General features: G+C 61.5%; 26 protein-coding genes. 17 read left to right on the top strand and 9 right to left on the bottom strand.

Features of this window, described 5'->3' with window-relative positions:
• Positions 1-3: 3 nt before the first annotated feature.
• From AB1E34_RS03160 to AB1E34_RS03140, 5 genes are all read left to right on the top strand, one after another.
• Positions 4-462 (top strand): DUF6173 family protein, encoded by a 459-nt coding sequence (locus tag AB1E34_RS03160; RefSeq protein WP_372570886.1) that lies wholly within the window; start codon positions 4-6, stop codon positions 460-462.
• A 65-nt stretch (positions 463-527) separates the two neighbouring features.
• Entirely contained in the window at positions 528-2,366 is a 1,839-nt protein-coding gene (locus tag AB1E34_RS03155) for a glycerophosphodiester phosphodiesterase (protein WP_372570885.1), read from the top strand.
• On the top strand, positions 2,350-2,913 hold the full coding sequence (locus tag AB1E34_RS03150; protein ID WP_372570884.1) for a hypothetical protein: 564 nt from the start codon (positions 2,350-2,352) through the stop codon (positions 2,911-2,913). Before AB1E34_RS03155 ends, AB1E34_RS03150 begins: the two co-directional genes overlap by 17 nt.
• Positions 2,914-2,976: 63 nt before the next feature.
• A complete protein-coding gene (locus AB1E34_RS03145) occupies positions 2,977-3,111 on the top strand; it encodes an aa3-type cytochrome c oxidase subunit IV (RefSeq protein ID WP_306196738.1) in 135 nt (44 codons plus the stop codon).
• 17 nt (positions 3,112-3,128) lie between these two features.
• Positions 3,129-3,749: a hypothetical protein gene (locus AB1E34_RS03140; protein WP_372570883.1), complete on the top strand. Its 621-nt coding sequence runs from the start codon at positions 3,129-3,131 to the stop codon at positions 3,747-3,749.
• A gap of 3 nt (positions 3,750-3,752) precedes the next feature.
• Here the strand turns inward: AB1E34_RS03140 and AB1E34_RS03135 are convergent, their stop codons facing one another.
• Positions 3,753-4,085 (bottom strand): branched-chain amino acid transport AzlD family protein, encoded by a 333-nt coding sequence (locus AB1E34_RS03135; RefSeq protein WP_372570882.1) that lies wholly within the window; start codon positions 4,083-4,085, stop codon positions 3,753-3,755.
• On the bottom strand, positions 4,082-4,798 hold the full coding sequence (locus AB1E34_RS03130) for an AzlC family ABC transporter permease (protein WP_372570881.1): 717 nt from the start codon (positions 4,796-4,798) through the stop codon (positions 4,082-4,084). Before AB1E34_RS03130 ends, AB1E34_RS03135 begins: the two co-directional genes overlap by 4 nt.
• Before the next feature lie 49 nt (positions 4,799-4,847).
• Between AB1E34_RS03130 and AB1E34_RS03125 the strand changes: the two genes are divergently transcribed.
• From AB1E34_RS03125 to AB1E34_RS03110, 4 genes are read left to right on the top strand one after another with little or no spacing between them, the layout of a single operon-like run.
• On the top strand, positions 4,848-5,735 hold the full coding sequence (locus AB1E34_RS03125) for a formate dehydrogenase accessory sulfurtransferase FdhD (protein WP_372570880.1): 888 nt from the start codon (positions 4,848-4,850) through the stop codon (positions 5,733-5,735).
• Between the two features lie 19 nt (positions 5,736-5,754).
• Positions 5,755-6,372: a molybdenum cofactor guanylyltransferase MobA gene (gene mobA / locus AB1E34_RS03120; protein ID WP_372570879.1), complete on the top strand. Its 618-nt coding sequence runs from the start codon at positions 5,755-5,757 to the stop codon at positions 6,370-6,372.
• Complete coding sequence (mobB, locus tag AB1E34_RS03115; protein ID WP_372570878.1) at positions 6,369-6,860, top strand: molybdopterin-guanine dinucleotide biosynthesis protein B; 492 nt, start codon at positions 6,369-6,371, stop codon at positions 6,858-6,860. Before mobA ends, mobB begins: the two co-directional genes overlap by 4 nt.
• Positions 6,857-8,926 carry a molybdopterin-binding protein gene (locus AB1E34_RS03110; RefSeq protein ID WP_372570877.1) on the top strand — a complete coding sequence of 690 codons (2,070 nt, stop codon included), beginning with the start codon at positions 6,857-6,859 and terminating at the stop codon, positions 8,924-8,926. The genes mobB and AB1E34_RS03110 overlap by 4 nt, the downstream gene beginning before the upstream one ends.
• Here the strand turns inward: AB1E34_RS03110 and AB1E34_RS03105 are convergent.
• From AB1E34_RS03105 to AB1E34_RS03095, 3 genes are all read right to left on the bottom strand, one after another.
• Positions 8,923-9,951: a hypothetical protein gene (locus AB1E34_RS03105; RefSeq protein ID WP_372570876.1), complete on the bottom strand. Its 1,029-nt coding sequence runs from the start codon at positions 9,949-9,951 to the stop codon at positions 8,923-8,925. The genes AB1E34_RS03110 and AB1E34_RS03105 overlap by 4 nt on opposite strands.
• Positions 9,952-9,963: 12 nt before the next feature.
• Positions 9,964-10,434 carry a transcription elongation factor GreA gene (gene greA, locus AB1E34_RS03100; protein WP_372570875.1) on the bottom strand — a complete coding sequence of 157 codons (471 nt, stop codon included), beginning with the start codon at positions 10,432-10,434 and terminating at the stop codon, positions 9,964-9,966.
• 139 nt (positions 10,435-10,573) lie between these two features.
• Positions 10,574-10,954: a VOC family protein gene (locus tag AB1E34_RS03095; RefSeq protein ID WP_372570874.1), complete on the bottom strand. Its 381-nt coding sequence runs from the start codon at positions 10,952-10,954 to the stop codon at positions 10,574-10,576.
• Positions 10,955-11,039: 85 nt separating this feature from the next.
• On the opposite strand from AB1E34_RS03095, the gene soxR reads away from it, so the two are divergent.
• The 5 genes from soxR to AB1E34_RS03070 all read left to right on the top strand — a co-directional run bounded on the left by soxR (position 11,040) and on the right by AB1E34_RS03070 (position 16,387).
• Positions 11,040-11,495 carry a redox-sensitive transcriptional activator SoxR gene (gene soxR, locus AB1E34_RS03090; protein WP_372570873.1) on the top strand — a complete coding sequence of 152 codons (456 nt, stop codon included), beginning with the start codon at positions 11,040-11,042 and terminating at the stop codon, positions 11,493-11,495.
• Between the two features lie 125 nt (positions 11,496-11,620).
• The gene (locus tag AB1E34_RS03085) at positions 11,621-13,270 is read left to right on the top strand and encodes an electron transfer flavoprotein-ubiquinone oxidoreductase (protein WP_372570872.1); all 1,650 of its coding nucleotides are present in this window, start codon (positions 11,621-11,623) and stop codon (positions 13,268-13,270) included.
• A gap of 5 nt (positions 13,271-13,275) precedes the next feature.
• Positions 13,276-13,692, top strand: coding sequence for a DUF1493 family protein (locus AB1E34_RS03080; RefSeq protein WP_372570871.1), 417 nt, complete (start codon positions 13,276-13,278; stop codon positions 13,690-13,692).
• A gap of 219 nt (positions 13,693-13,911) precedes the next feature.
• Positions 13,912-15,576, top strand: coding sequence for a tetratricopeptide repeat protein (locus AB1E34_RS03075; protein ID WP_372571097.1), 1,665 nt, complete (start codon positions 13,912-13,914; stop codon positions 15,574-15,576).
• Positions 15,566-16,387 carry a 4-(cytidine 5'-diphospho)-2-C-methyl-D-erythritol kinase gene (locus AB1E34_RS03070; RefSeq protein WP_372570870.1) on the top strand — a complete coding sequence of 274 codons (822 nt, stop codon included), beginning with the start codon at positions 15,566-15,568 and terminating at the stop codon, positions 16,385-16,387. Before AB1E34_RS03075 ends, AB1E34_RS03070 begins: the two co-directional genes overlap by 11 nt.
• Here AB1E34_RS03070 and AB1E34_RS03065 read toward each other — a convergent pair.
• Positions 16,380-17,378: a polyprenyl synthetase family protein gene (locus tag AB1E34_RS03065; RefSeq protein WP_372570869.1), complete on the bottom strand. Its 999-nt coding sequence runs from the start codon at positions 17,376-17,378 to the stop codon at positions 16,380-16,382. The two genes, AB1E34_RS03070 and AB1E34_RS03065, sit on opposite strands and share 8 nt — an antisense overlap.
• A gap of 56 nt (positions 17,379-17,434) precedes the next feature.
• Here AB1E34_RS03065 and AB1E34_RS03060 point away from each other — a divergent pair, with 56 nt between their 5' ends.
• The 3 genes from AB1E34_RS03060 (at position 17,435) to AB1E34_RS03050 (ending at position 18,688) form a co-directional block, all read left to right on the top strand.
• Positions 17,435-17,650 carry a putative signal transducing protein gene (locus AB1E34_RS03060; RefSeq protein ID WP_306196713.1) on the top strand — a complete coding sequence of 72 codons (216 nt, stop codon included), beginning with the start codon at positions 17,435-17,437 and terminating at the stop codon, positions 17,648-17,650.
• Entirely contained in the window at positions 17,647-18,411 is a 765-nt protein-coding gene (locus AB1E34_RS03055; protein ID WP_372570868.1) for a tRNA1(Val) (adenine(37)-N6)-methyltransferase, read from the top strand. Before AB1E34_RS03060 ends, AB1E34_RS03055 begins: the two co-directional genes overlap by 4 nt.
• Positions 18,412-18,523: 112 nt before the next feature.
• The gene (locus AB1E34_RS03050) at positions 18,524-18,688 is read left to right on the top strand and encodes a YdcH family protein (RefSeq protein WP_306196709.1); all 165 of its coding nucleotides are present in this window, start codon (positions 18,524-18,526) and stop codon (positions 18,686-18,688) included.
• Here the strand turns inward: AB1E34_RS03050 and yddG are convergent.
• The 3 genes from yddG to phbB form a co-directional block, all read right to left on the bottom strand.
• The gene (gene yddG, locus AB1E34_RS03045; RefSeq protein WP_372570867.1) at positions 18,685-19,551 is read right to left on the bottom strand and encodes an aromatic amino acid exporter YddG; all 867 of its coding nucleotides are present in this window, start codon (positions 19,549-19,551) and stop codon (positions 18,685-18,687) included. The genes AB1E34_RS03050 and yddG overlap by 4 nt on opposite strands.
• On the bottom strand, positions 19,548-20,495 hold the full coding sequence (locus tag AB1E34_RS03040; RefSeq protein WP_372570866.1) for a transcriptional regulator GcvA: 948 nt from the start codon (positions 20,493-20,495) through the stop codon (positions 19,548-19,550). Before AB1E34_RS03040 ends, yddG begins: the two co-directional genes overlap by 4 nt.
• A 291-nt stretch (positions 20,496-20,786) precedes the next feature.
• The gene (gene phbB, locus AB1E34_RS03035) at positions 20,787-21,509 is read right to left on the bottom strand and encodes an acetoacetyl-CoA reductase (RefSeq protein WP_372570865.1); all 723 of its coding nucleotides are present in this window, start codon (positions 21,507-21,509) and stop codon (positions 20,787-20,789) included.
• Positions 21,510-21,632 lie beyond the last annotated feature (123 nt).

Below are 21,632 nucleotides of genomic sequence, written 5' to 3'. Positions count from 1 at the left end.
AGCATGGGTGACCAGATCGAGACGGCTGCAGAAGCAATCGAAAGCGATGCGCTGCCGCGCTGCCACGAGGTGCATGCCGATCCCAAAAGCCCCGCGCGGATGGATCAGGGACCGCACCCGGTGCCGGAACCCGCGCATAAGAAAAGCCCGGCGCAATGGGCCTATGAGCGGTTGATCATCTATATCCGTAATTTCGAGAAACAGCTCGATGCCAGGCACGAGGTTGCCATGGGCTTTACCGGCGGCGATGCCGGCGTGCTGCGGATCGAGGGCATGGGCTATTACGACCCCGATATCGTCACGTTCTACGGCAGTGATGGGAGCGGCGCAAAAACCCAGCTGGTCCAGCACGTAAGCCAGCTGAACGTGATGCTGCGGGCGCTGCCGATCCCGTCCGAAGAAGAACCGGCCAATCGCATCGGTTTCCGGCTGGCTGCTGATCTGGAAAACAACACGGGCTGAGCGGTTTCGCTTGCCCTCCGGGCCGTTGACCGATTCTATGAGGGCAAACGGACGGAGGGACAGATATGGCGCATTTGACCGCAGTGGTGCGGGCGTATCGCGACGCCTGGGAAAGGCGGCGCATCTTTGTGCCGCTTTATGTGGTTCTCCGCCTGTTGACTGTTGCCCTGATTGCGCCGGGCGTGGCCCTTGCCATCAACCTTGCGGTGTCGCTGTCTCATCAATCGGCGCTGACCGATCAGGACATTGCGCTCTTCCTGCTCTCGCCGGTGGGGTTCGTTGTTGGTGTCGTTGTTCTGAGCATTGTGCTGGTGGCCGAGATTCTGGGTTTTGCCGTCATGACCGCCTGCTTGCGGGTCGAGACCGGCAATCTCTGGCAGGCGGGGTCGGTGGCGCTGCGGCTTGTCTTGGGCAAGCTGATGCGGCTGCTCGAATTTGCGCTGCGGCTGGTGCTGCGGGTGCTGCTGCTGGTGGTGCCGTTTGCCGCTATTGCCGGGTTCATCGCGTGGTGGGCCCTGACGGAATATGACATCAACTACTACCTGACCTTCAAGCCGCCCTCGTTTCTGATAGCTGCCGGTCTGATTGGTCTGGTGGTCCTTGTCATGGCCTGGGTTCTGATCCGGCGGCTGTCGGGCTGGGCCTTGGCGCTTCACATGGTGCTGTTCGAAGATATGCGCCCCAAGGCGTCCTTTGCGGTGAGCGTATCCTTGATGCAGGGCAAGCAGACCGCACTCAAGCTGCGGCTGGCGCTGTGGCTGGCCCTGCGGGCCGCGATTGCCGTACTGATCGCCGCGCTGGCAGGCGCAGCGCTGGGTATTATGCCGGTGCCTGAGGGGGGTGGGCTGACCCTTGTATTGCGACTGAGCATGGCGGTGGTTGTCCTCTGGGCGGTGCTGGGCCTTGTGCTGGCGGCCACGGCGCTGGGGGCGCTGGCGGTGCTGCTGGACGGATATCTGGATCATCCGGTGCATCTGAAACCGCATCAGGGGCAGGCGGGTCTAAGGGGTCGTCTGATCTTGGCGGCCTGTCTGTCGGTGCTGGCTGTGGTTGCGGGCGGCTGGGTCGGCAATTCGGTTCTGGCGCGGGTGCAGGATGACAAGCCGGTCGCGGTGATCGCCCATCGCGGGGCTGCGGGTCTGCGTCCGGAAAACACCATGGCGTCGGTGCAGAAAGCCATCGAGGATCAGGCCGACTGGGTCGAGATCGATGTGCAGGAAACGGCAGATGGCGTGGTCGTGGTCATGCATGACAGCGATTACATGAAGCTGTCCGGCGTCGATCTGAAAATCTGGGACGCCACCATGGCCGATCTGGACGAGATCGATATCGGCAGCTGGTTCGATCCTGCTTATGGGGAAGAGCGCACGCCTACCCTGCGCGATGTTCTGGCCGCCGCACGCGGCAAATCCAACGTGTTGATCGAGCTGAAATATTACGGTCATGACGAAGACCTGGAGAACCGGGTGATCGACATTGTCGAGGATTTGGGCATGGCCGACCAGATCGCCACAATGTCATTGAAATACCAAGCGGTGCAGAAGATGCGCGCGCTGCGCCCCGATTGGCGCACCGGCGTGCTGGCGGCAACAGCCGTTGGCGATCTGGCGGGGCTGGAGGGCGATTTCGTCGCCGTCAGCACCACAACGGCGCGTCCCGGCCTGATCCGCTCGGTGCAGGAGGCGGGCAAGGATTTCTATGTCTGGACGGTGAACGACCCGCTGGAAATGTCCAAGATGATCTCGCTGGGGGTGGACGGGCTGATCACCGATGAGCCCGCGCTGGCCAAGGAAGTGATCCGCATCCGGCAGGAACTAGGCCCGAGTGAGCGGGTTCTTTTGTGGTTTGTCGAGGAAATGGGCGTCGATCTTACACAGGGCAGCTATCGTGACAACAGCCCGTAATCTCGTCCTCGGTTTCTGCCTTCTGGCGCTGCCCGCCTCCGCGCAGGACGTCGGCAAAGCGCTGGAAATGCCTGCGCATCGCACGTTGATGGCGCTTCGCGCAACGGCCGAGCTGCGCCCGTTCGAAACCGATGGTTGTTCCGGCGGTTTGTCCAGTTCGTGGGAACTGGTCGCCGAAACCTTCCCCGATTTCGAGGAGAGCTTCGACGGTGCCCCGCCATGGGAGGATTGCTGCGTCACCCATGACCGCGCCTATCACGATGCTTCAGGTACGCAAGAGGCAGATCAGAGCTATGAGGCACGGCTGGTCGCCGATCAGGCCCTGCGCGCCTGTGTGGTTGCCACCGGGGCCGAGCAGGAACAGGCGCTCGCCGATCGATATGATGTCTCGCGGAACACCGTGCGGCAGGCCTACGCAAATATCGCGGGGGCGATGTTTCTTGCGGTGCGGTTTGGTGGCGGGCCATGCTCTGGCCTGCCGTGGCGCTGGGGCTATGGCTATCCGTCCTGCGATCCCTTCGGCTGGACCAGCCCTGCGCGCGATTGACGTGGTGACATGGGCCCGCGAATCCAGTATCCACCTGTTAAAACGCGAATAGGATAGTGACCCATGGCAGACCATAAGCACGGCGAAATGGACATCAAGGAACAGATCTCGACCTTTGACGGTTTCGTCAAGTTCACCACCTGGACCGTTGTCGCGATTCTCGGGATCCTGGTGTTCCTGGCCGTTTTCGCCACCTGATCACGCTGGATTTCCCCTTGTTCCGCCCGCTTCTGGCCTGCGCCGTTGCGCTGACACTTGTCGGCTGCACCCAAAGCGCGCCCAATGCCGATCCGCAAACCATTGCGGCGGTGTCTTACCGTGATGCGGGGCCAGCCTATCTGACCCTTTACACGATGGTGAACAACCGGACCGGCGGCGGCGGTCATTCATCGTTGCTGATCAATGGCAGCGAGCGGGTGATTTTCGATCCGGCCGGATCATTTCACGCTGATATCGTGCCGGAATATAATGACGTGCTCTATGGGATTACGCCTGCGGTTGAGCAGGCCTATCGCGGTGCCCATGCGCGCAGCACCTATCATGTGGTGCGCCAACGGGTGGAAGTGACGCCGGAACAGGCCGAGATCGCGCTGCAACTTGCCAAACAGAACGGTCGGGTGATGGGCGCGTTCTGCTCAAACGCCACCGCGCGCCTTCTCAAGCAGGTGCCGGGGTTTGAACAGATTGATGTGGTCTATCAGCCTGTCAAACTGCAGGAGCAGTTCGAGCAAATTCCGGGCGTGGTCACCGACCGCTACTACGAAAATGACGATGAGGACCTGCAAAAGGGCCTGACCGACGGAAATACCGCCCTGAACCAGCAGGCTCAGGGTTAGGCGTCAGTTCGCCAGATAGAGTAGCCCGTAGAGCGTGGCGGCCCCGGCGACGATCCCGAAGATCACGTTCTTGGTGATATAGCCAACTTCCAGCGCCATGAATGCAGCGCTCATATGGGCGAGGTCCGGCTTGCCATCCGTGGCACTGGGCCAGACCACCAGCGGCGCCACCATGGCCGGGATGATTGCAGCCGCAGTGTAGCGCAGGTGTCGCAGCAGCCAGTCCGGCATGGTGCGCCCACCAACAAAACCGATGAACACGAACCGCAGCGCAAAGCTGCCGACCGCAAGGCTGGCGATCACGATCCAGATCGTGGTCGGGTCGAGATTTTTCATGCCGCGGCCCTCCGCCGGTCAAGGATCAACTCGCAGCGCGCGCCCGCCATCATCCCGGCGCAGCCCGCGATCAGCAGGCCGAGGTTGAAGGGCACCGTGGTGGTCAGCAATGCGACAACAATGGCGACCAGCGCGGCGACCACATGTGCCGGGGTTCTCAGCATCGGGCCGATCATGGCCAGAAAGGTGATCGGCAGCGCGAAATCCAGCCCCCAGCTTTCGGGAATGCGCGTGCCGACCACCGCACCCAGATAGGTGGCCACCAGCCAGGCGGGGGTCAGCGGGGACACGACGCCAAAGAAGTAGCGAAGACGCTCCGACACGCTCATCCTGGGCTCTTTTTCGAATTGCATCATTGAACAGGCATAGCTCTGGTCAATCGTGAAATAGGCCGCAAACACCCGCTGCCAGAGCGGTGCAGCACCCAGATAGGGCGTCAGCGAGGCCGAATACATCGCCACCCGCAGATTGACGGCCAAGGCGGACAGGATCGCCACAATCGTGGGGGCGTTGTCATTCAGCAGGTGCAGCGCGGTGAACTGCGCCGCCCCGGCGAAGACAGCGGCCGAGAATGACATGGTCTGCACCACGCTCAGGCCCGCCTCGGTCGCCAACACGCCAAAGAGCATGCCGAACGGGAGCGCCATCAGCAGAAAGGGCGACCCATCGAGGAAACCTCTCCAGTAGTAGGATTTCGTGGTGGTGATTGCCATGATCCGATCCTAAGTTGGCCAACACCGGAGTAACGGGCTTGCGAAAGGGTTGCAATTGGCCAGATCGGACAGTGTCTCGGACTATATAATCGCCCCCGACCCCAAGGCGGCCCGCCTTACGCGCTCGGTTGAAGGCGTCGATCAGAACGGTTCAGCCGAGGTTATCTCGGTGGTCGAGGAACGACCTTTGACTATCTTCCTCAACGCGCAAGAGATCGTCACCGCGATGACCATCGGTGATTACCCCGACTATCTGGCGCTGGGGTTTCTGCGCAATCAGGGCATGTTGCTGGAGGATGATGAGATCACCGGGGTCGAGTTCGACGAAGAGCTTGAGACCGTGGTGGTGAGGACGCAGCGTGAAACCTCTTACGAGGACAAGCTCAAGAAAAAGACCCGCACCAGTGGTTGCGCGGTCGGCACCGTATTCGGTGATATGATGGAGGGGCTGGAGGGGATCAGCCTGCCGCAGACCACCGTCCGCACCTCGTGGCTCTATGAACTGGCGTCCAAGATTAACCGTACCCCGTCGCTCTACCTTGAGGCCGGGGCCATCCACGGCACAGTTCTGTGCAAGGAGAACCGCGCGCTGGTTTATATGGAAGATGTCGGGCGGCATAATGCTGTCGACAAGATCGCTGGATGGATGCTGTCCGAGGGTGTGCAGGCAGATGACAAGATCCTCTACACCACCGGGCGGCTGACCTCGGAAATGGTGATCAAGACCGCGATGATGGGCATCCCGGCGCTTGCCTCACGCTCCGGCTTCACCGCCTGGGGGGTCGAGATCGCCCGCGAGCTGGGCCTGACCCTGATCGGACGCATGCGCGGGCGGCGCTTTGTCTGCCTTGCGGGTGAGGAAAGATTGGTGCGCGACGTTGATCCCGCCACCGTGCCGATCGAGGACAAGAAACACCGTCGCAAGAGTGCGCAGTGATGCCAGGGGACGCAATATCATGAAACAGCCGCTCGGCGTCATTCTGGCCGGAGGGCTGGCCACACGCATGGGCGGTGGCGACAAGGGGCTGTTATCCTTGGGCGGCACAACTCTGCTGGATCGGGTGATTGATCGGCTGGACCCGCAGGTCAGCGGGCTGGCCCTGAACGCCAATGGCGATCCGGCGCGGTTTGCCAAGCTGGGCCTGCCCATCCTTGCCGATAGCATTGAGGGGTTCGCGGGGCCGTTGGCAGGGGTGTTGGCGGGGCTCGATTGGGCCGCCGAACAGGGCGCGGAGACGATTGTAACAGCGGCGGCGGACACGCCTTTCTTTCCCTGCGATCTGGTGCCCCGCCTGCTGTTGGCGGCGGAGGGGATGCACCATCCGCTGGCACTCGCAGCGACGCCCGACCCGAAACGGGGCATTGCGCGGCAACCCACCTTCGGGCTGTGGCCAGTTGCCCTGCGCGACGATCTGCGCGCGGCGCTGGCGGGGGGCTTGCGCAAGGTTGTGCTCTGGACCGAGGCGCATCAGGGCCGCGAGGCGCTGTTTGAGACCGGCAGCGTCGATCCCTTCTTCAATGTCAACACGCCCGAGGATTTGGCGCGGGCCGAACAGATGCTGGAGCGCGGATGAAGATCTATGGCGTGACCGGCTGGAAAAATGCCGGAAAGACGGGGCTGATGGAGCGGTTGGTGGCCGAGATCACTGGCCGGGGCCATTCTGTCTCTACCGTCAAACACGCCCATCATGCGTTCGATGTGGACAAGCCCGGGCGCGACAGCTACCGGCATCGTGTGGCAGGCGCGCAGGAAGTGCTGCTGGCTTCGGCCCATCGCGTGGCATTGATGCAGGAGCTGCGTGGCGCGCCCGAGCCGCCGCTGTCGGACTTGCTGGGTCGCCTCTCCCCGGTCGATCTGGTGCTGATCGAGGGCTACAAGCGCGAACCGCACCCCAAGATCGAGGCGTTCAGGGCCGAGGCAGGACATGCATTGATCGCGCCAAATGATCCCGCCATCCGGGCGGTGGCAAGCGATTGCGCTTTGGAGATCGACCGCCCGGTCTTTGATCTGGACGACACAGGCAGGATCGCCGATTTCATCCTCTCCGAGGTCGGGTTGTGACACCGTTCCAGACCATTGCGATGGTCGACTGGTCAGGCGGCAACGACACCGGACCCAGGCCACGAAAGGATGCGATCTGGGCCTGTATCCTCCGGGCTGGTGCTTGCGAGGCACCCGTCTATCTGCGCAACCGTGTCCTGGCAGAGGCATGGCTTGGCGATTTGATCGAAACGGAGCTGGCAGCCGGTCGCCGCCTGATGCTGGGATTTGACTTCCCCTTTGGCTACCCGGCGGGTTTTGCGCGCTCGATCACCGGCACGGATGATCCGCTGACTCTTTGGGAGTGGTTCGCGGACCACATCGAGGACACGCCGGAACACAACAACCGCTTTGATCTGGCGGGGCAGATCAACCGCCGCTTTGGCGGGGTGGGGCCGTTCTGGGGCAATGGCCTGAAGCGCGATATCGCGGGTCTGCCGCGTAACAAAACCGGGTATCAGAACCCGTTCCCGGACCGCCGTGCGGTCGAACATCTGGCGAAGGGCAGTTTCACCTGCTGGCAGATGTCAGGGGCCGGGGCGGTTGGCGGCCAGGTGATGATGGGGCTGCCGGTTCTGACCCGGTTGCGCCACCGCTTCGCCGGACAAATCGCCGCTTGGCCGTTCGAGGCGCTGGACAAACCCGTTGCCTTTGTCGAAATCTGGCCCTCATTGACGCTGGGCGCGTCTCCGGCGGATCGGATCAGGGATGCGTGGCAGGTCGAACATGTCGCGCGTGACTTGGCAGGGTTGCCAGCCGAAGAGTTGACGCGCCGGTTGACCGTGGAGGCACCGGAAGAGGGGTGGATATTGGGTGTGGATCAGAACCAGAGCACGATAACGCCACCGCCGTTGCGCAACGATTGTTTCGCGCTGCCTGCCGGGGTGAGTTGGACGCCGGTCGACGACGCTCTGGCGCTGTTGCGTGACCGCTTGCGCGCGGTCACCAGCATCGAAGAGGTCCCGGTGATGGACGCAATGGGTCGCGTTCTGGCCGAAGATTGCATCGCTCTGCGGTCCAACCCGCCACAGGCCAATACGGCGGTTGATGGCTATGGGTTTTGGGGCGGCTTGCCCGAGGGCGCGCATGTGCTGCCTCTGGTCGAAGGTCGCGCTGCCGCAGGCGCGGCGTTTGCAGGGGCGGTTCCTGCGGGCCATGCCATCCGCGTCTTGACCGGAGCCACCCTACCCGAAGGGGTCGACACCATCGCTCTGCAGGAGGATGTCACGGTCCAACCGGACCGGATCGCGCTGAACGGGCCGCTCAAACCGGGTGCGAATGCGCGGCAGGCAGGCGAGGATGTGGTGCAGGGCGATATAGTGCTGGAGGCAGGTCGAGTGCTGAGTGCCGCCGATCTTGCACTGGTCACCGCTGTCGGGATCGCCCGTCTGCGCGTGCGGAAGACGCTGAAAGTGGCGGTGCTTTCCACGGGCGATGAATTGACCGATCCCGGCGAAGATGCCGGGCGGGACGGAATCTATGACGCCAATCGCCCCATGCTGCTGGCCGCGCTACGCGCCTTCGGGTTTGAGCCGGTGGATATAGGCCGGGTTGGCGATGATCGCGCGGCGCTGCGACAGCGTTTGGACGCGGCCGCGCAGGCGGCGGATGCGATCCTGACCAGTGGCGGCGCGTCGGACGGGGATGAGGATCATATGTCGGCGCTGTTGCGCGACGCAGGCGCGATGCAGGAATGGCGTATCGCGATCAAACCGGGGCGGCCTCTGGCGCTGGGGCTTTGGCAGGATAAGCCGGTCTTTGGGCTACCTGGAAATCCTGTCGCGGCGATGGTCTGCACGCTGATCTTTGCCCGACCGGCGCTGGCACTCTTGGCCGGGGCAGGGTGGCCGGACCCGCAGGGCTATGACCTGCCCGCCGCGTTTGAAAAGCGCAAGAAACCGGGCCGCCGCGAATATCTGCGCGCCCGGGTTCGGGAGGGCCGGGTCGAGGTCTTCGCTTCGGAAGGGTCCGGTCGGATCAGTGGGCTAAGCTGGGCCGAGGGACTTGTCGAACTGGGGGATGGCGCCTGCCACATCAGGCCGGGTGACGCGGTGCGATACATCCCATATGCCAGCTTTGGCCCTTAGTCGAAGGTCCCCGCGACCCGACCCAGCAGCATGAAGGCCCGCGCGGTTCGCGTTTCGCTCAGCGCCGAGATTTCCGCATCGCTCGCATCCTGCTCAAATTCAGTGAACATCTGATCGAACCGGCGCAGGAAGTGATGCGCGGCGTCGCGAAAGATCGGGTCCTGCTTCATCCGGCCCGAAGTCAGCGCCAGAGACGAGCGATCACGCACGCCGCCCAGCGACGCCACTGCGCGGCCGCGCGCGCCCTGTGCGAATTGCCGCCAGATCTCGGGGCGGGCCATGTCGGGGCGCAAATCGTCCATATAAATGCCTTCCTGGCTGAGCAGGGTCAGAACATCCTGCGCCGCCTGGATCAGCTGCGCCGATTGGCGGTTCTTCAAGGCGCGCCGGAGCGCGGAGAATCCAGCCGTGTCGTCGGCGCTTTCAGGAAAGTTCAGCGCGTGGATGAAATCCCCGCGCGGCATAGGCGGTGCCATGTCTTCGGGCGCATTTCCCAGGGCCAATGTGGCCTGCTCGTCGGTCTCCGCCGGTGTGGGCTCGGCTGCGGGTTCCGGGCTTGGCTGATCCGAGCCCCGTCGTTTGGTCGAGAAGGTGGCCAGCGTGGTTTCGGTTTTCTTCGCGGTCTTGACGATTTCATCCAGCTTGCGGGTCACCGACGGCTCGGAACTGATCGCGGCGTTTTGCTGCTGGCTGACATAGGCGTTGCGGATGGCGTCAATGGCGGCTTGCAGGCGCTGGCTTTCCTCGCGCATCACCCGGCTGGCCCGTGCGGCCATCGCGGCGACCCAGATCATCGCAACTGGCATGAAAATCGCCAGCATGGTGACAAACATGCTGACACCGCCGGAATTGGTGTCGTCCACGGGCACGACCACAAAGAAGATCACCGAGATCGTCAGCCACGCGAGGCTGAGCGCCAGAGCGGCGATCTCGATCCCGGAAATCGAAGGCCGCGCCGGAGGGCGGTCATAGATTCCCAACTGGGTCGGGCGTGACGTTTTGGCGCCGGGTTTCTTGCCGGTCATGGCATCGCTCCGTCAGGCGTAGGCGACTTTGAGAACCTCGTAGGACCGCTCGCCGCCCGGGGTGCGGACCTCGACACTGTCGCCCTCTTCCTTGCCGATCAGGGCACGGGCAATGGGCGATTTGATGTTGAGCAGGCCGGCCTCGATATTGGCCTCGTGCTCGCCGACGATCTGCCAGGTCTTTTCCTCGTCGGTGTCTTCATCGACCAGCGTGACCGTTGCGCCGAACTTGATCGCGCCGCTCAGCTTGGCCGGGTCGATGACGTCGGCAAGCGACAGTACGCCCTCAAGCTCCTTGATGCGGCCCTCGATAAAGGACTGCTTTTCGCGGGCGGAATGGTATTCGGCATTCTCCGAAAGGTCGCCATGCTCGCGGGCTTCGGCGATGGCTTTGATGATGGCCGGACGCTCGACAGATTTGAGCTGCTTGAGTTCGGTTTCCAGCGCGGCGAACCCGGCTGGTGTCATCGGGATTTTTTCCATGGTCGTCTTGCCCGCACGCTACAAATTGAGTCGCCCCGTCGCGCAAAGCGCCGGGGCGACAGGAAGGGTCGTCGTTTACCTGACCCAAAGCGGGGGTGGATTGCAAGGGTTCAATGCCCGGCTACGGGCGGATTGCAGCCTATCTGTAGGACACAACTTCGAACTCGATGCCGTTGTCATCGTCGAAATAGAACCGCTTTCCCGGCTCGTAATCGGCATGGGATTTTGGCGTGAAGCCTGCGTCGATAACGCGCGCCTCGATGGCGTCCAGGTCGTCCACGACGATGCCCAGATGGTTCAGCCCGCCGATCACGTCATAGCTGCGCTCGGCTGAGAGCGACGCGCTGGGCGGGGTATAGAGCGCCAGATAGCTGGACCCGGTGCCGATATGCACCGTGTAGCCGCTATCCATCGCGGCGCCCTCCCAGCGGATTTTCCAACCGAACACGGACTCCAGCCACGCGGCGGTGGCTTTGGGGTCGGCGACGGTGAAATTGGTATGTTCAAGCGTGGCGGTCATCTGCGTTCTCCGGAAAATGTCATTGCCACGGTCCACTCTAATTTCTAAACTTAACTTTAGGTCAAGGTATTTTTTGGAGGATCAGATGGCGGTATCAGAAGGCTTGCCGATCGGCGCGCTTGCCGGGCGTACGGGGCTGGCGGTGTCGGCCATTCGCTATTACGAGGCGCAGGGCTTGCTGAAGCCCTGGCGCAATGCGGGCGGGCAGCGCCGTTATCAGCGGGCCGATATCCGCAGGCTCAGCTTCATCATGATCGCACAACAATTCGGGTTGTCCTTGCCCGATATTCGCGAGGTTCTGGCCGGCCTGCCCAACAATCGCACCCCCACGCCGAAAGATTGGGCGCGGATCGGGGAATTGTTGCGCGAGCATCTGGATGCGCGAATCGACACGTTGCTGCGATTGCGGGACAATCTGGATGGCTGCATCGGCTGCGGCTGCCTGAGCCTGCCCAAATGCAAGCTCTACAATCCCGATGACACGGCAAAAGCAAAGGGCAGCGGACCTAGATATTTGCTCGGGGACCGCCCTGATGTCTGATTTTGCCGCATTGCAGCGGTGTTACGCCGTGTTCTGATTGACCCGAAGGTCGTTCAGCAGGTAATCAGCCTCGAAACAAAGTTGCGCCCGAAGGGCGAGTTCGGACAGGAACCAAGGAGCCCGCGATGGCCGAGATTGAACGCGAAGCGATGGAATATGACGTGGTGATCGTCGGTGCAGGCCCTGCGGGCTTGTCGGCGGCGATACGTCTGAAACAGCTGGATGCGGACCTGGATGTCGTTGTCCTGGAAAAAGGTTCTGAGGTGGGCGCGCATATCCTGTCCGGCGCTGTGCTTGATCCCTGCGGCCTGGATGCGCTGATCCCCGACTGGAAGGAAAAAGGCGCGCCGCTGAACGTGCCGGTCAAAGAAGACAACTTCTATATGCTGGGCGAGGCGGGCAAGCTGCGCGTCCCCAACTGGCCAATGCCGCCGCTGATGAACAATCACGGCAACTACATTGTCTCGATGGGCAATGTCTGCCGCTGGATGGCCGAGCAGGCCGAAGAGATGGGCGTCGAGATCTTCCCCGGCATGGCGTGCTCGGAAATTGTCTATGGTGACAATGGCGAAGTGAAGGGCGTGGTTGCCGGTGAGTTTGGCAAGAACCCCGACGGCACGCCGGGGCCGGGTTATGAGCCGGGTATGGAACTGCACGGCAAATATGTCTTCCTGGGCGAAGGCGTGCGCGGCTCGCTCAGCAAGGAAGTGATCGCGAAATATGATCTGCAAGCCGGAAAAGAGCCGCAGAAATTCGGCGTCGGCATGAAGGAAATCTGGGAAATCGACCCGGCCAAGCACAAGCCGGGCACCGTGACCCACACGATGGGCTGGCCGCTGGGCAGCAATGCCGGAGGTGGCTCGTTCATCTATCACCTGGACAACAACCAGGTCTATGTGGGCTTCGTGGTGCACCTGAACTACAAGAACCCCTATCTGTTCCCCTACATGGAATTCCAGCGCTTCAAGCATCACCCGATGGTGGCTGAGCTGCTAGAAGGCGGCAAGCGCGTGGCCTATGGCGCGCGTGCAATCACCGAAGGCGGGTATCAGTCGATGCCCAAGATGGTTGCGCCCGGTGTGGCGTTGCTGGGCTGTTCGGTGGGCATGGTCAACGTGCCGCGCATCAAGGGCAACCACAACGCCATGCTGAGCGGCAAAGCGGCGGCTGAGGCAGCCTTTGGCGCGATCAAGGCCGAGCGGTCGGGCGACGAACTGTCGGCCTATGAGACCGAGGTGCGCGAAGGCGCCATCGGCAAGGACCTCAAGAAGGTGCGCAACGTCAAGCCGATGTGGTCGAAATGGGGCCTTGTGCCGTCGCTGGCACTGGGCGGGCTGGATATGTGGACCAATTCGGCGGGCTTCTCGCTGTTCGGTACGCTGAAGCATGGCAAGACCGATGCGGCTGCGACCGAAGAGGCCAGCAAGCACAAGCCGATCGATTATCCCAAGCCTGATGGCAAGCTGTCCTTCGACCGGTTGACCAATGTCTCTTTTGCGATGACCAATCACGAGGAAAGCCAGCCTTGCCACCTGCAATTGGCCGATCCAAACATCCCGCTTTCGGTCAATCTGCCCAAATTCGCAGAACCCGCGCAGCGCTACTGCCCGGCCGGGGTTTATGAGGTGGTCGAAGAGGACGGCAAGGACGCGCGCTTTGTGGTGAACTTCCAGAACTGCGTGCATTGCAAGACCTGTGACATCAAGGACCCGAGCCAGAACATCAACTGGGTCACGCCGCAGGGCGGAGACGGGCCGAATTATCCAAATATGTGATTGCTATGGCGCTGCGTGAGGAGATTATTGCTCTCGCGAGCGTCCATTCAGGCAGTGACTCAAATGGCTCCGAGGAAGCTGACTTTCTCGGAGCCTTTGGTTTGGCTGGCGATGATGCTAGCGAGTTTTTGGATGACTTCGGAGCGAAATTCGGCGTTGATTTCTCAGAGTTTCGCTGGGAGTTTCATTACATCGCCGACGAACCTCCGTTTTTTCGCCGACTTTTGCCGATCGCGAGAGATGGGCAGGTTATTCCGTTTCAGCCCATCACATTGGACGATTTGGCTCGGTGTGCAGAAACTCGTCGTTGGAGCTATGACTATCCCGACCATGTGATCAGAAAATCCGTGCGGTACGATCTTGCGCTTTTGGTTCTGTTTCCGATCATAATATTAGGGTCTATCGCATTGATTTGCCTATAAGAGTAAACCCGCCGCACTCTGCGCGGGCCGGTCCAGTCGTTAAGCAATAGAAAGGCAGCACTTCGGCGTGACACTGATAATGGCGCAGTCGTGAGGCTTGCGCCATTGCCTCTTGCCATGCGAATCCTTAGCTTGACTGCCGAGCAATGATAAAAGGCAGGCGGTTTCGTGTATTCCTTCCTTCGACCGGCGGCATGTGCCGCCATCGCGCTGACCCTGATGACATCCCAGGGCGTCATGGCCGATTCCGGCGCGGGTGCTTACCTTGCCGGGCGTCAGGCGGTTTATACCAGCGACTTCGAGGTTGCCGCGCGCTACTATGCCCGCGCCCTGTCCGAAGACGCGAACAACCCCGCGTTGATGGAACGGGTTGTCCAGTCCAGGCTTGCGATTGGCGATATCGACGGCGCGCTGCCGGTGGCGCAGCAGCTTGAAGAGGCGGGCCTGCGCAGCCAGGCCGCGCATATGGCCGCTGTTGCCGGCCTGATCGCAGATGAAGATTATGACGCGCTGCTGGCGCGCGATCCGGAAAAGCTGGGTGTTGGCCCGCTGATCGACGGCTTGCTGGCGGGTTGGGCGCATCTGGGAACCGGTGCCGCCGCCAAGGCGTTGGAGCAATTTGACGCGGTTGCGGCGCAGGACGGCTTGCAGGGGTTTGCGCTCTACCACAAGGCGCTGGCGCTTGCTTCGGTCGGAGATTTCGAAGGAGCAGAGGCGCTGTTCGCGGCCAATGACGGGCAGTTGACCACCATTTCGCGCCGTGCCGCCATCGCGCGGGCCGAGATTCTGTCGCAACTTGACCGCAACGACGACGCACTGGCGATGATGGGTGAGGTCTTTGGCTCGCGCACCGATCCCGGTCTGGATGACGTGATCGAGCGTTTGGAGGCCGGCGAGCGGCTGCCATTTTCGAAGGCGCGCAATGCCAAGGAAGGCATGGCAGAGGTCTTCTTTACCATCGGCGCGGCGCTTAACGGCGAGGCGGCGGACAACTACTCGCTGATATATATCCGCACCGCCAGCTATCTGCGCCCCGATCATATCGACGCTCTGCTCTTGTCTGCCGAATTGCTTGAAGATCTGGGTCAGCTCAATCTGGCGATTGATCTCTACAAACAGGTCCCGGCAAGCAGCCCCGACCACCACGCAGCCGAGCTTGGCCGGGCCGAAGCGCTGCGGCGTTCGGCCAAACCGGATGCGGCGATCGAAGTGCTGGAACAACTCTCGCTCGACTATCCCGATCAGCCGATGGTGTTTTCATCCCTGGGCGACCTGCTGCGGCAGGAAGAGAAGTACGAAGCCGCCGTATCGGCCTATGACCGCTCGCTGGAGTTGACCGCATCGGATAATCCCGGACTGTGGTTTGTTCTTTATGCGCGCGGTATCTCGCATGAGAGGCTTGATCACTGGGACGAGGCTGAAGCGGATTTCCGCAAGGCGCTGGAATTGAACCCCGATCAACCACAAGTGCTGAACTATCTCGGCTATTCGCTGGTCGAAAAGCAGATCAAGCTGGACGAGGCGCTGGACATGATCCAGCGCGCCGTGGCGGGCCGCCCCGACAGTGGCTATATCGTCGACAGTCTGGGCTGGGTTCTGTTCCGCTTAGGCCGCTATGACGAAGCGGTGGGCCATATGGAACAGGCGGTGGAACTGATGCCCATCGACCCGGTGGTCAACGATCATCTGGGCGATGTGTACTGGGCCGTGGGGCGCACGCGCGAGGCAGAGTTCCAGTGGAAGCGGGCACTGTCCTTCATCAACCCCGAAGAGACCGACGGTGAGGCCGACCCTGACCGCATTCGGCGCAAGATCGAGGTCGGTCTGGACGCGGTCCTGTCCGAAGAGGGCGCTGAACCGCTGCAAGTGGCCAATGACGGTTAGGACCTTTGCGCCAGCCAAGATCAACCTGACCCTGCATGTGACCGGCCAGCGAGACGACGGCTATCACTTGCTGGATTCTCTGGTCGTATTTGCGGATATCGGCGATCATCTGGAGTTTGCCGCTGGACCGGGAATGTCCATCGATGTCACCGGCGAACATGCCGAGGGTGTTCCTGCAGATGATCGCAACCTGATCTGGCAGGCGGCGCAGGCTGTCGGCTGGACGGGTTCCGTGCGCTTGAACAAGGTTCTGCCCCATGGTGCGGGGATCGGGGGCGGCTCCTCGGATGCGGCCGCGACCTTGCGGGTCTTGTCCGAACAAGGAGTGGATATCCCGGACGAATTGCCTCTGTTACTGGGGGCGGATGTGCCCGTCTGTGTGGCGGCAAAAGCCGCGCGCATGCAGGGAATTGGCGAACGGATCACACCCGTCAGAGTGCCATCGCTGCCAGCGGTATTGATCAATCCGGGGGTACCGGTACCGACTGGCTCGGTATTCGCTGCCCTTGCCTCACGCGCGAACCCGGCAATGCCTGTCGACATGCCCGAGTTTGAAACGCCTCAGGACTGCGCAATGTGGCTTGGTGATCTACGCAACGATCTGGAAACCCCGGCCATCGGCGTGGCACCCGAGATTGCGCGTGTCCTTGACGCACTTGGCGCGACCACCAATGCCTTGCTGGCGCGCATGTCCGGCTCGGGATCAAGCTGCTTTGCGCTCTACCCCACCATGAAAGCCGCCCATTTTGCCGCTTACGAAATCGGTGCGGCGCACCCTCATTGGTGGTGCCGCGCGGTTGCGCTTAATTGAGGCGCGAGACCACGTAGTCGGTCAGATCGGACAGCAGTGTGCGGATCTCATGTTCCGGCAGGGCTTGAAGCGCCGTGCGGGCCTTGTCCGCCCAGCGGTTGGCATCTGCGCGCGTCGCCTCCAGCGTGCCGTATTTGTCCATCAAAGCAAGCGCCTGTTCCAGATCGCCCTCATTCTGACGGCCCCGCTCGATTGTGCGTTGCCAGAAGGCGTGCTCGTCCTCTGTGGCTTGCGCCACGGCCTTGATCACCGGCAGGGTCAGCTTGCGCTCACGGAAGTCGTCACCGACATTCTTGCCGGTGGTCTTGGCATCGCCCTGATAATCCAGCAGGTCATCGGCAATCTGAAAGGCTACGCCGAGCGCATCGCCAAATTCGAAGAGTGCCTGTATCTGCGCCGGTGACGCACCAGAGATCACGCCGCCCACCTCGGTCGCGGCTGAGAACAGCGCGGCAGTCTTGCCGCGCACCACCTGCAGATAGACCTCTTCGTCGGTGGCCAGATTGCTGGCTGCGGTCATCTGCAACACTTCGCCCTCGGCAATGGTAGCGGCGGCATTGGCCAGAATGTCCAGAACCCGCAACGACTCGGTTTCCACCATCAACTGGAAACTGCGCGCGAACAGGTAATCGCCCACCAGAACCGAGCTTTTGTTGTCCCAGAGCAGATTGGCGGTCGGACGCCCGCGCCGTTGACCGCTTTCGTCGACTACATCATCATGCAGAAGGGTCGCTGTATGGATGAATTCGACCGTTGCGGCCAGCTTGATGTGGTGATCGCCGGGATACTCAAACAGCCGCGCCGCTGCCAGTGTCAGCATCGGGCGCAAACGCTTGCCGCCTGCCTCGACCAGATGCGCGGTGACCTCGGGAATTCGCGGCGCATGGCGCGACGCCATCCGCGCCCGGATCAGGGTATTCACCCCCTCCATCTCGGTTTCAAGCAATTCGGCCAACCGCTCATGCGGTTTCGAGATCGTGGCGCTGTCCATCACACTCCCGTTGCAAGGCTCGACATTGGTCCCACCTTGCCCTTACATCCTGCCCCATGAAAGAGCTTCTGCGCAGCACCGATCCGACCATCATGGCATTCGCAACCGCCCTTCTTGAAGGCGAGGGTATAGACTGCTTTCAGATGGACGTAAATATGAGCATCCTCGAAGGTGGCATAGGTATTTTCCCGCGTCGTATGATGGTGCGGCAGGATGATTATGACCGCGCGATCCGGGTGATGCAGGACAATGATATCCCGCTGGGGAAATGACTGAATTCACTGAACAGGACTTAAGCTGCGATGCCTTTCTGGGCGGGCGATTGCATCTTTTCCAGCCGAAAAAGGGCTATCGCGCCGGTGTCGACCCGGTGTTTCTGGCGGCCAGCGTTCCGGCCCGGCCCGGTCAACGGATTCTGGAACTGGGATGCGGGGCCGGGGCCGCGATTCTTTCGCTGGCCGCCCGCGTGCCCGATCTTGCGCTTTCTGGCGTCGAAATTCAGCCCGCCTATGCGGCATTGGCGCGTCGCAATGCCGCGCATAACGGTTACGTTCTGGATGTGGTTGCAGGAGATTTGGCTAACCTGTCTGCGCCGCTGCGCGACACTCAGTTCGATCATGTCCTCGCCAACCCGCCCTATTTTCGCGGTGGCGCGCACAGCCCAGCCTTAGACTCGGGGCGTCGCAAGGCGCTGGGGGAGGAGACGCCGCTGGATTGGTGGTTCGACACCGCCGCGCGCCGTTTGCGTCCGCGCGGATATCTGCATATGATTCAACGGGTTGAGCGCTTGCCGGAGATGATCTCTGCCTGTTTCAATCGGTTGGGATCGCTTGAAGTTCTGCCGCTAGCGCCACGCATCGGGCGGGCGCCTGATCTGGTCATTCTGCGCGCGCGCAAAGGCGGAAAAGCCGACTTTCGCCTGCATGCGCCGCTGATTCTGCATGCCGGGACGCGTCATGAGCGCGACAGTGAAAGCTATCGGCCCGAAATACAGGACGTGCTGCGCAATGGCGGCGCACTTTGCTGGTCATAGGCGGAGTTTGGCGAATTCCGAAAATTCCCGACAAAAACCGTGCGCATGCAGCGTGACAGACGCGAATAGATATGCTCATATCGGTCGGCAACTTATTCAGAGGAGGATTGCTATGAGCCTGAGTGCGCACCTGACCGAACTGAAGAAGAAGCATGAGCATCTCAGTCATGAAGTCGAAGAAGCGCAACGTGCACCGGGAAGTGACGGGCTCCACCTGTCTCAACTGAAGAAAAAGAAACTCAAGCTCAAGGAAGAGATTGAGCGTCTGTCCGCCTAACCGGACAGGCTGGCGCGGGCCGCGATCAGGGCTCCGCCAGTGACCAATGCGGCCGCGATTGCCAGGGCCCATGTCGGCTCGGCAATCCCGGTCAACACCAGGACGGCGGTCGACAAGATCGGCGCAGCGTATGAGCTTGTGCCGAGCAGTTGTATGTCGCCGCGTTTGATCCCGATATCCCAGACGTAGAAGGCCAGCCCAACAGGGCCGAGGCCAAGCGCCACGAGTGAGAGCCAGCTGATTGTGGTCTGCGGCCAGACCGTTTCCTCTAGCGCGAAATGCAGGATCCAGGACGCGACGGCGGTGATCACGCAGAACACGGCAACCGAACTGGTCGGCGTGTCGCCCACCCGCCGCGACAGGACCGAATATCCCGACCATGTGAGCGCACAAAGCAAAGCCAGCCCATAGCCCGCCAGATATTCGGTCTGAAACCCCGACCCGGTCCCGCTTGCGATGATCAACGCCGCACCGGCAAAGCCGATCAGCGCACCCAACAGATGACCGGTGCGTAGTTTCTCACCGGGCAGCAGGCCGGAAAACAGAACGATCAGCAGGGGCCAGAGATACGCGATCAGCCCCGCCTGAGCCGCAGGCGCCAGCCGCAGGGCCGAGAAATACAGCGCGTGATAGCCAAACAGCCCGATAGCGCCGAACAGAAAGACCTTTGGTGGCACCGTGCGCAACCTGCCGAAACCACCCGTAACCCCGGTCCAGATCAGACCCAGCGCGCCGCCGATGGAGAAACAGACCGCGTTCATCAACAGCGGCGGAGTGGGGGCCGAACCCACCGTGAAAAGCGCCAACAACGACCAGAGCAGGACGGCAATGAATCCAATGGCGGTGGCGCGGGGCTTGGTCATGCGGGCGGAACATCCTTGACGGGAATGAGGTCAATCTTGCCCCAAATACCTGCGGTCTTTTCGATTTCCGCCAGATACCAATCCCGGAACGCCGCGATCTGCGGCCGTTTTTCTGCCCCGGGGAGGCAAAGAAATGAAAACCGGGCCTCTGTTTCAATGGCGATCTTGAACGGTGTCACCAGACGGCCTTCCAGCACATCCTTGATGAGCAGGGGTCTGCGCCCCAGCAGGACACCGACCCCGGCGCAGGCAGCGTCGATGGAATGCTCAACGTTGGAAAACCGCATGCCGCTGGGCTCGAACCTCTTGATCCCGATAGCACGAAACCAGGCTGGCCAGTCGCAGGGAGGGTCAAAAAAGTTGTCATAATCGTTAACGACAAGCGGAGCATCAACAAGGCTTTCCGGGGTGGGAAACTGCTCGGCAAGGTCGGGTGTCATTGCCGGGGTTAACCACTCTTTGCGCGCATGCACCGCATAAAGGTCATCATAGCTCCCGTAGCCGAAACGGATTGCCACATCGACGTCATCGCGATGCAAATCAACCAGATGCAGCGAGGTCGAGATACGTAGATTGATTTCGGGATACGCCTTGGCGAAATCATAAAGCCTTGGGGCCAGCCATTTTGCGGTCAGGGCAGGACCCGCGGCAACCGTGAGCGTGGTGTTGTCCTGCAATCGCCGGGCGGCTTGCCAGGCCGTCTGCAGTGCAGTGAACCCGTCAGCGGTGCCGGGGGCCAGGGTTCGTCCGGCCTCGGTCAGTTCCACAGCGCGGTTCAGGCGCCGGAAAACCGGTTGCCCCAGATGCTCTTCCAGCGATTTGATCTGAAAGGACAGCGCCGCCGGTGTGACATTCAACTCTTCGGCTGCCCTGGCAAAAGACATGTGCCGCGCGGCGGCATCAAAGGCGCGCAAGGCGGTCAGCGGGGGCAGGCGATCTGGCATAGTCAGATAAGAATTTCTTGTGTGTAGCTGTAAAACGTCTCGTTTGTGCAGTTGGGATGCAACGATCATATTGAGATCAAGTCAAACGAAACTTTTCTGAGAGGACGCCAGGATGATCGAAGTGACAACAAGTCCCGCCGCAAGCCGTGCATTTCTCAAGGCGCATGAAGAGCGCGCGAAAGCTGTCAGATTGTTCTGGCAATGGCTGAAAGGTTCCCGCTGAACGCTGCGCGCGCGTTCTTACGGGATAAGGCTGAGGGCCGGTCGCATTGACCGGCCCTCTGTCCCTTATCAGACGAAGAACTGTGCGCCGTTGGCCGAGATGGTCGAGCCGTTGACAAAGCCCGCATCGTCAGAGGCCAGGAAGGCGACGCAGCGTGCGATCTCTTCCGGTTCCCCCAGACGACCCGCAGGGATCTGGCCGATGATCGATTCGCGCACCTTCTCGGGCACCGCCATCACCATCTCGGTCGCGATGTAGCCGGGGCAAACTGCGTTGGCAGTGATGCCCGCGCGCGCACCCTCCTGCGCCAGCGACTTGATGATGCCCAGATCGCCCGCCTTGGTCGCGGCATAGTTCGCCTGCGCGAACTGACCCTTCTGGCCGTTGATCGAGCTGATCACGATGACCCGCCCGAACTTGCGCTCACGCATGCCGGGCCAGATCGGGTGTACCGTGTTGAACACGCCGGTGAGGTTGGTGTCGATCACCTGATGCCACTGCTCGGGTGTCATCTTGTGGAAGGGTGCGTCGCGGGTGATGCCTGCATTGGCGACCACGATGTCGATGGGCCCCAGATCAGCCTCGACCTGGGCGATGCCCGCTTTTGAGTCGTCGTAATCGGCGACGTTCCACTTGTAGGTGGCGATGCCGGTTTCCGCAGTGAAGGCTGCGGCTGCTTCTTCGTTGCCGGCAAAGGTGGCGGCGACATTGCAGCCTTCCGCTTTCAGTGCCTTGGAAATTGCCGCGCCGATGCCGCGTGAGCCGCCGGTGACGAGTGCCGTTCGTGCCATTGAGGGATCCTCCAAATTAATCTGGCCTTGGTAATGTTGTTACTGCCCTGATGCGAGATGCGCAATTATGTTGCTGTCGTTTTATTGTGTTTTAGCGCGTCCAATCTGTCGCAGGGGTGATTG

This window comes from Ruegeria jejuensis (assembly GCF_041537905.1).
Classification (GTDB): domain Bacteria; phylum Pseudomonadota; class Alphaproteobacteria; order Rhodobacterales; family Rhodobacteraceae; genus Ruegeria_C.
Note: the sequence above shows the minus strand (reverse complement) of the source record. Positions and strands in the feature narration are given on the sequence as shown.